Raw genomic sequence first — 7,516 nt, 5'->3', positions numbered from 1 at the left:
AGTGGGTGATTGTGGTTGACCGCGACGGCTACAGCAACCGCAACACCTACGAGCCGATCTACCCGCAAGGATTCGGGCAGCTATAGCTTTCTCTATGTGGCTTCTTTCGGAACCCCCGCCGGGCAGCACTTTCGGTACTGTGCTGGCGGGGGTTTCTTGCTGGACTTTTGAGGTGGATGCTTCGCGGCTGGCTATGGGAGGTGGAAGCAAGGGAGGCGGAATCCGTCCTGCTGAGTTCGTGTGCAGAACGTGCGTGTGTTACCTTGAAGGGTGTGTGATTCTCACTGTCACCGAGAGGGAACACACATGCAACGAATGTGGGCGAGGAAGCTCGTTCACTGTCACATCAACTTCCGGAAGTAAATATATGGGTAACGTCCACGCTAATACTGAAGCTGTTCCTTTTGACTTTGAGAGCGCTGAGGCTCTCAAAACGCATTTGACGCATCTAACTCAGGTAATTGAGCATCAGCTCCCTGCCCGCTATGGCGCCGATGGTACTTGTGGTGCCGCTCAGCTCGCTCTGGAGGGGTTCACCGGTGGCTATGCACGAGTGTATAGAGCAAAGCTTGCTTCGTCATTTGCGCTGTTGCGAGAGTTTAAGGAATGCTTTAGCAACGCAGCTCGTAATATGGAGACTTATATTAAAGCTGCCCGCGAGGAAGAGCGTATTCGCCGAGAGATTACTGAATGGGAGAAGCTCAACGAACGTAAGCAAAGAGCTCGTGATCTTGAGAAGCTTGAGTATGACCTTCGGAATCAAGGTGCGTATAGCGTTGATAACCCTGACCTCAATCTTGAGGTTCCCCCTCGTCCTATGCCTTCCCGCCCCCCGCATTTTGAGGTCTACACGCCACGACCTGTAGCTGACCCCTTCACTGGTGCTCAGGGTAACTCAGTTTCTTCAGGAGTTTCTCAAAGTGCTCTCGGACAGTTTGCCGAGGCAAACTCTTCCGCACAGGGTACTCAACGTGTGAATACCCGAGCTGCAATTGCCTCTGGTGGTTCCACTGTTTCTATCATTCCACATAATGTGTATCAGTATGGTCAGATTACTTTTTCTATGAATGCTGAACTTGGCCAGGCACAACATCGCGTCGCGTCCACCTATGCTCAGTTCCGTTCGAATACTTCGTGGGGAACTTTTAACGCTGATTCTTTGATTGCTGCGTTGCACACCTGGATTGAAGATGTGTATGAAGATGCTACCTGGCTAGGAAAAGTTGCTCAGGTAATGCTTGATGCTGCAACTTATGGCAATCTCACTAGTGCTTCGGTGGAGGGTTCTGTTGATCTTTCCGGGCCTGGGGCAAAGGCTCAAGTTAGCCTCGACATGAACCTTCTGAATGAGCTGATGCATGATGATATTCCCATGCATCACCTACTGCAGGTTCCTGGCATGAGCATTACCGGTGTAAATATCTCATCCGGCTACGCAAATGACCCCGTCAACGTTGCAACCGGTAACTTCATTGAAAGTGAAGTTGACCTTCGCTCTCATGTAAACCCTGTGTTGCGTCTTGAGCGCACCTACAACAGTGTTCTCGCTGCCCTCCCGAATACCCCTCACGGTGCTTTTGGCAAGGGCTGGTCAAGCATGCTGGATAGCCGACTTGAGCAAAACTCCGATAGCATCTCATGGCACACTGCCGACGGTCGTGAACTCGTCTTTGAACGTGATACGAACTCGGCTAGCGGGTATGCACGAACTCCCAACGCCCCCTACTGGCTGGAGAAGGTATCCGAGTCTGCTCTAGACGCGGCACCTACGTATAATGTGGATTCAGTCTCTGCGCCCTTCGAAGAAGATACCGAAGGACAAGAGGCGCTTTATCGCGCCCTATACTCTGCTGTGAATAAAGCGGTCAAGTCCGCCCATCGTCTACTGCCGTCATCCTTTGAAGTAACGGAATCGTCTGAACCCAGTTACTACTGGTCTGTTACTAACCATTCTGGTAGCCGTTATTTCTATGCTCCTTCGGGTGAATTGGTTGCTTTCATGGAGGGGCACCCCAGCTCAGCTATAGTTGCTCTTTACAACCGTGGCCCAAAGGCTAATGCTGATGGGGAATCCGTAGCTCAGCGACCGAGTGCTTTGATTCAGCCCCTTAGCGCGCAGGGCATTGTTGTCAGCTATGATGCACATGATTTTGTATCTGGAGCATCTCTCGTCAACTTCGGTGGAGGCTCCTCTGAAGAACAATCATCAGCACAGATAGAAAGCCAGCTGAACGATGTGCGCTATATCTACAATTCTGCTGGCGTACTTTGTGAAGTTCAGCGACCTGATGGTACTCGCCGTTATGAGCAGACGGAGGATAACCTCATTCACCGTGTCTGGAATGAAACGGGATATTGCGAGGTTGAGAATACCTTTGATACTGACGGCCGCATCGTAGCCCAGAAAACTGAGCACGGTCGAAATATCAGTTACCGCTATGAGCACGGTCTAATGACCGTGATTGAAGATTCCGGAACCGGTGAGCACGCTAATATTTGGCGCTCAAATGAACACGGTCAGCTTGTTTCCCTCGTGGCTGGCGACGGAAGCCGCCAGTCCATGCGATACAACTCCTACGGTTACCGTACCTATATCTGCGAGCGTGACGGATCCGTGACGCATCGTAGCTACGATGAACGTGCTCGCCTTGTCTCGGAAAATACTCCGGAAGGTGCGGTCCACCGTTATACGTGGGATGAGTACGACCGTATGCTTGCCCACCGAATTATGAATAAGAATCGGCGTGCAGGCACCTTCACCGAAACACGCTATACCTACTCCCAGAACCCGCTGGACCCTAATCCCCTGACTATTACCCGTAACGGAGGCAATACAACTTATCTTGAATGGGACAACGCCGGTCATTGCACCGCCGTCGCTGATGAATCAGGATTCAAACAGCACTTTACCTACAATGACCGTGGACAGCTTCTGAGCTCCACGGACTCTAGTGGTGCGCAAACGCAGTACTCGTATGATGCTGCCGGCAACCTGCGCTCAGTAACTAATCCTCTCGGCAATACCCAGTATTTTGAGTGGGATTCGAGTGGACGTCTCAGCACGGTAGTCGACGCGATGGGTGCTCGTTGGGGTTTGTCCTACACAGAAGCAGCTCAGAATGCTACGCCGACCTCCGAGCAACACTTGACAGCACTGACCGACCCTGAAGGTAACATCACTACTTTTGAATACTCAGCTGGTCACCTAAGCGCTGTGATTGACCCTATGGGTAACCGAACCAGCGTCGAACGCGACACCTGGGGCAACGTTATCTCCATGACTGATGCCGCAGAAGCCAAGACCCATTATGAATACGACGAACTTTCGCAGCTCGTCGCTATCATTGACCCCTGCGGGGCTCGTACCGAGTACGAATATTCTCTAACTGGCGACCTGAGTCGCATGGTGGACGCTACTGGTGTAGCTTTGAGCATTACCCACTCGCGCTCTCACGGTGAGTATTCAATGCGAGTTGAGGGCGCGTCCGGTAACTACGCCGTTGTAACCGATGCCCTGGGACGAGTTGTCTCTGCATCAAATTCTCTGATGAATATGGTGCCGGGTCTGGGTCCCGCTGGATCTTTGCGCTCTAACTCTTCTCTTGCGGGGCTTGCTTCAGCAGGTAAGCAGCCTTCTGAGCGTCCTGCGGGTCCTTGGGCGTCGTGGAGCTTGGTGCAGCCGGAACTTCGTGTTCCCACTATTTTGGGTTCCCGCGATAACGTATCGCGAGGCGATAGCGCCCTTACTGCTTCTCATCTTCCGTCTGTTATGACGATGTTTGAGAACCGCCAGGATATGGCGGCTCTCTTTGGGGTGCCCGTTCCTAAGCTGAACATGCCGGATGCCTCTATCCTTCTCAACTCTTCATCTGATAGCTCTGCGCAGGCTGGATATAACACTCACGGTCAGATTGCTCAGATTAGCTCTGCCGATGGCGGGGCAATTAGCTTCGAGTACGATGCTCAGGGACGTATGAGTCGTAGCATCAGTGCAGCTGGTCGAGAGACTTTCTTTGAATATGACGCGGCGGGCCGTTGTACCAGCCAGAAAACCCTCAAGAAAACGAGCGAGCTCGATGCTGATGAGGGTTACCTGGAGACTATCTTTACTTACGATCTCGCAGGTCGTTTGTTAGAGAAGACCATTAGGGATTCTGCAGATACTTCAACTGCCTCGTTGCGTCTTGTGCAGTACACCTACGATGCTGCTGGTCGACGCATTAAAGAAGATACGGGGGAGAAGGTTACCTGCTACAGCTACACTTCACGTGGACTTATTGCGCGTATTGAAGATAGCGTTGAAGGTACCCGTTCTTTCTCATACGATGCGGCAGGTCGCCTTGTTAGCGTTGAAGACGCTTTGGGTGGCACCTCCCGCTGTGAGTATGATGCCCTCGCACGTCCTCTGCGCTGGATTACGCCTGCGGGTATCGTAACGAGCTACGAATGGGATGCGGCAGGACGTCTTCTGCGTGAAGAACGCTCGGGTACAAGTTTTACGGTTGAAAGTGCGGCAGACTCTCTCGTACGTACTTTCTCTTACGATGCTGCAGGCCGTCTTCTGACGATGAATGACGGCGAACGTATCCGTTCGTTTGAGTACGATTACGCTTGTGGTGGTGTACTCCGCTCAGTCACGGTTGATGGTGAAGTTCAGGGAACTTTTGAATATTCCTTGATGAGTGGACGTGGCTCTCAGCAGGGCACGTTGAAGGTTTCGGTAAATGATGCAAAGGCAGAGCACATTTATGAGTACTCTGCATCTGGTAGGTTGCTGAGCCGTACTCGCGTACCCCACAGTGATATGAGCATGAAGCGCATCTCAAGTACGGTGTCTATTGCTGACCACACCACCGGTATTCTTCGTGCCCCGGACGCGAACCAGCGTACTCTCCATGCCTTGCAAGCGTTTAAGCAGCGCGGTGAGTACACGCTGAACTATGCCTACGACGCTGATGGTGTTCTGACAATGAGTAGCAACCCGTACGGTTCAGTCCGCTGGATGCGTGACGGAACCGGGCGAGTGCGCCATACCCACTCTAAAGACGCCTTCGCTCGTACCAGGGAGATGGAATTTACCCATGCTCCGTGTGGTTCCCTAACTTCGGCGCGTACAGATGATAGTCATGCAGTGTGGGAACTCGATCCTGTTAAGAATGTTCCCGTAGGGTACAAGGTGGAGCGTAACGGCACCCGAGGAACGGGAAACGGTACTGCAACTATGAGCATGTTTGCCGCCGGTGTGGAACGTGATGCTTCTTCTCAGGTTGCTGTTTGCACGCTTGAAGATGCAGGAAATAAGTTTGAGGCACACACTATGAGGTATCGCTATGATGCTTCTGGTGCTCTCGTCTCTGTTTCGGATGGTATTCAGGAACGAACCTGGACCTACGAAAACGGCATGATGGTCGCTGAAGCATTGTATATGCGTAATTGTGAGCAGGGAGATAACGCCCTGCTGCTGGAACGCGCCTTCAGCCATAATTCAATTGGTCTACTCAGCGCTGTTTCTGAGGTGCAGTATGGTACCGATGGGACTGTGCAGAATCGTTCTCGAACTGAGTATTTCTATAACGCTGCCGGTGAACGCGTCCGTGAGGTGACCACGGACGAGCTGACTGGACAGCACCGTGAGCGTACCCTTGGGTGGGGCAACATGGGGCAGGTGAATGCTATTCGCCTGGACAGCGAAGAGTGGGAGCTACACCATGACATGACTGGTGAGCTTGCCTCAGTGCACGCTAATACTACGGTTGATGTCCCCAATGCATCTATGCCTTTGGTGTGGGACGCTGTCTCATCCGTACCTATGGTGCTGGGTGTGGGCGGAATGAGTGCTGGATCTGTGCTGGAGAATATCTCTTCTGAAGAGGAACTGGGCTATGGCTTGGGCTGGTCTATGTCTTCGAACCCGTGGGAAAGTGACGTAGTTACTGTGCCTGCTGTTTCTGGTCTTGGCATGGTTAGTGCTGGCCCGGCAGCTTCTTCTGTCAATATTGCTGGCCTTGACTTCATGGGTTTCCGTGTGGCTGACGCTAACATGCGCCGTTTCGTGTCCACTGACGCTTTGAGCTCGGTGCCGGGTATCGTGCACGGTGCGGACGTAAATTCGTTTGTGGGCTGGAATCCTATGTCTCTGGTAGACCCGTGGGGTTTGCGCCCGATGTCAGTGCAGGAATTTAGGGACTATCAGGTTCGAAAAACAGAGAAGAAAAATCATGATACATCTGAGATTATTAACGAGATAAAGTATAGTCCTGGTGCCCAAATACTGTTGTTTATAATGGGGATAATTGATTATTCACCACTTTCCCCCTTTGGAATATATAATTACTTTAATAAAGATCCAAAGATTGAGGATTTGAATGTTCAGCGGCAGCATGGGCATAGTGGGGATATTCCTCCTGTTCCTCCGCAAAATATTCATCAAGTGGCGCAACGCATGAATTCAGTTAATGACAATCAACATGTTAAAGACATGGAGAAATCGCAAGGAAACGCAGGGTACTCAGCCGTTCAAATTGACGTTTATGAAGGGAAGAAGCCTGATGATTCGAAGGAGAAGGTTGCATATGTTTATATTCCCGGCACTGATTTTGATTTTTCGATAAAAGGTGGAAAAGATGGTGAGATTGGCTCTATAGGAAATAATCTTGGTCTGGCTGGTAATACCTCTGATAAACCTGTTGATGATTTGTCGCCCTACCACCGAATGGTGGAAAAGGCAATGAAGGATGCTAAGCTACAAGACGTAGACCGAGTAGTAATGGTTGGTCACTCTCAGGGCGGTGCCGTGGCGTATTCACTTGCTAATAATAAGGAATTTAATAGTAAATATAAGGTATCTAATGTTGTAACCTATGGTGCACCGACCAGCAATCTTGAGGGACAACGAGATGATCTTGACCATCACTTTAACTATGTGGCTGTTGTGAACGAGAATGACGTGGTTCCTGGCCTAACACCTGGAAAGCAATACGGCGAGCCCGCTAATCGTGTACATGTCGTCGAAAGTGATAAAGCTAGGGGGGGCATGGATTCTCACGGTATGAATATTTATGTCGATGCTACTCAGCGTTATGTTGCTAGTGGCTACGGTGATGATGAAGGCGTTGATATCGATGCACAGGCGTACAGCGCGCAACAAGAAGTGCAAGGAGTAGAAGAAGGAACTGGGCTATATACCGGTAGAAATACTTCTAAGACTACTTATTACAATCGTGCGTTACGAGAAGCCCTTCGGGGAAATACGTTTTAGGAAGGAGAGGAAATGAGTGTCGACCCGGAGTGGACTAAAAAATTCTTCAACCAAGAGGACTATAGGGGAGCATACCATCTTGTCGATACTGACATGATTGGAATTTATACCCCAGCAGACCAGCAGCACCCTGCATATTCTGCGCCGCCGCCAGACTACAGCTATACGTTTACTAAATTTCTAACGTCCGCTGATTTGAAATTCTATAATAGCTACTATTATCAATGCCAAAACTATATGCTTTTGGCATCCGATTCG

General features: G+C 50.7%; 1 protein-coding gene and 1 pseudogene. Both read left to right on the top strand.

The window, feature by feature from the left end; genetic code table 11:
* Positions 1-367 precede the first annotated feature (367 nt).
* Entirely contained in the window at positions 368-7,258 is a 6,891-nt protein-coding gene (locus HMPREF2942_RS07855; RefSeq protein WP_246824404.1) for a DUF6531 domain-containing protein, read from the top strand.
* Positions 7,259-7,270: 12 nt separating this feature from the next.
* Positions 7,271-7,516 (top strand): annotated as a pseudogene (locus HMPREF2942_RS09465) (peptidoglycan-binding protein); the annotation flags it as partial.

This window comes from Rothia sp. HMSC071C12 (assembly GCF_001813895.1).
GTDB lineage: Bacteria > Actinomycetota > Actinomycetes > Actinomycetales > Micrococcaceae > Rothia > Rothia mucilaginosa.
The sequence above is the reverse complement of the archived record's forward strand: the minus strand, read 5'-3'. Positions and strand labels throughout refer to the sequence as shown.

Bases quoted from the DNA above. Each gene is read 5' to 3' on its own strand.
- HMPREF2942_RS07855 (WP_246824404.1), top strand. From the start codon at position 368: ATGGGTAACGTCCACGCTAATACTGAAGCTGTTCCTTTTGACTTTGAG.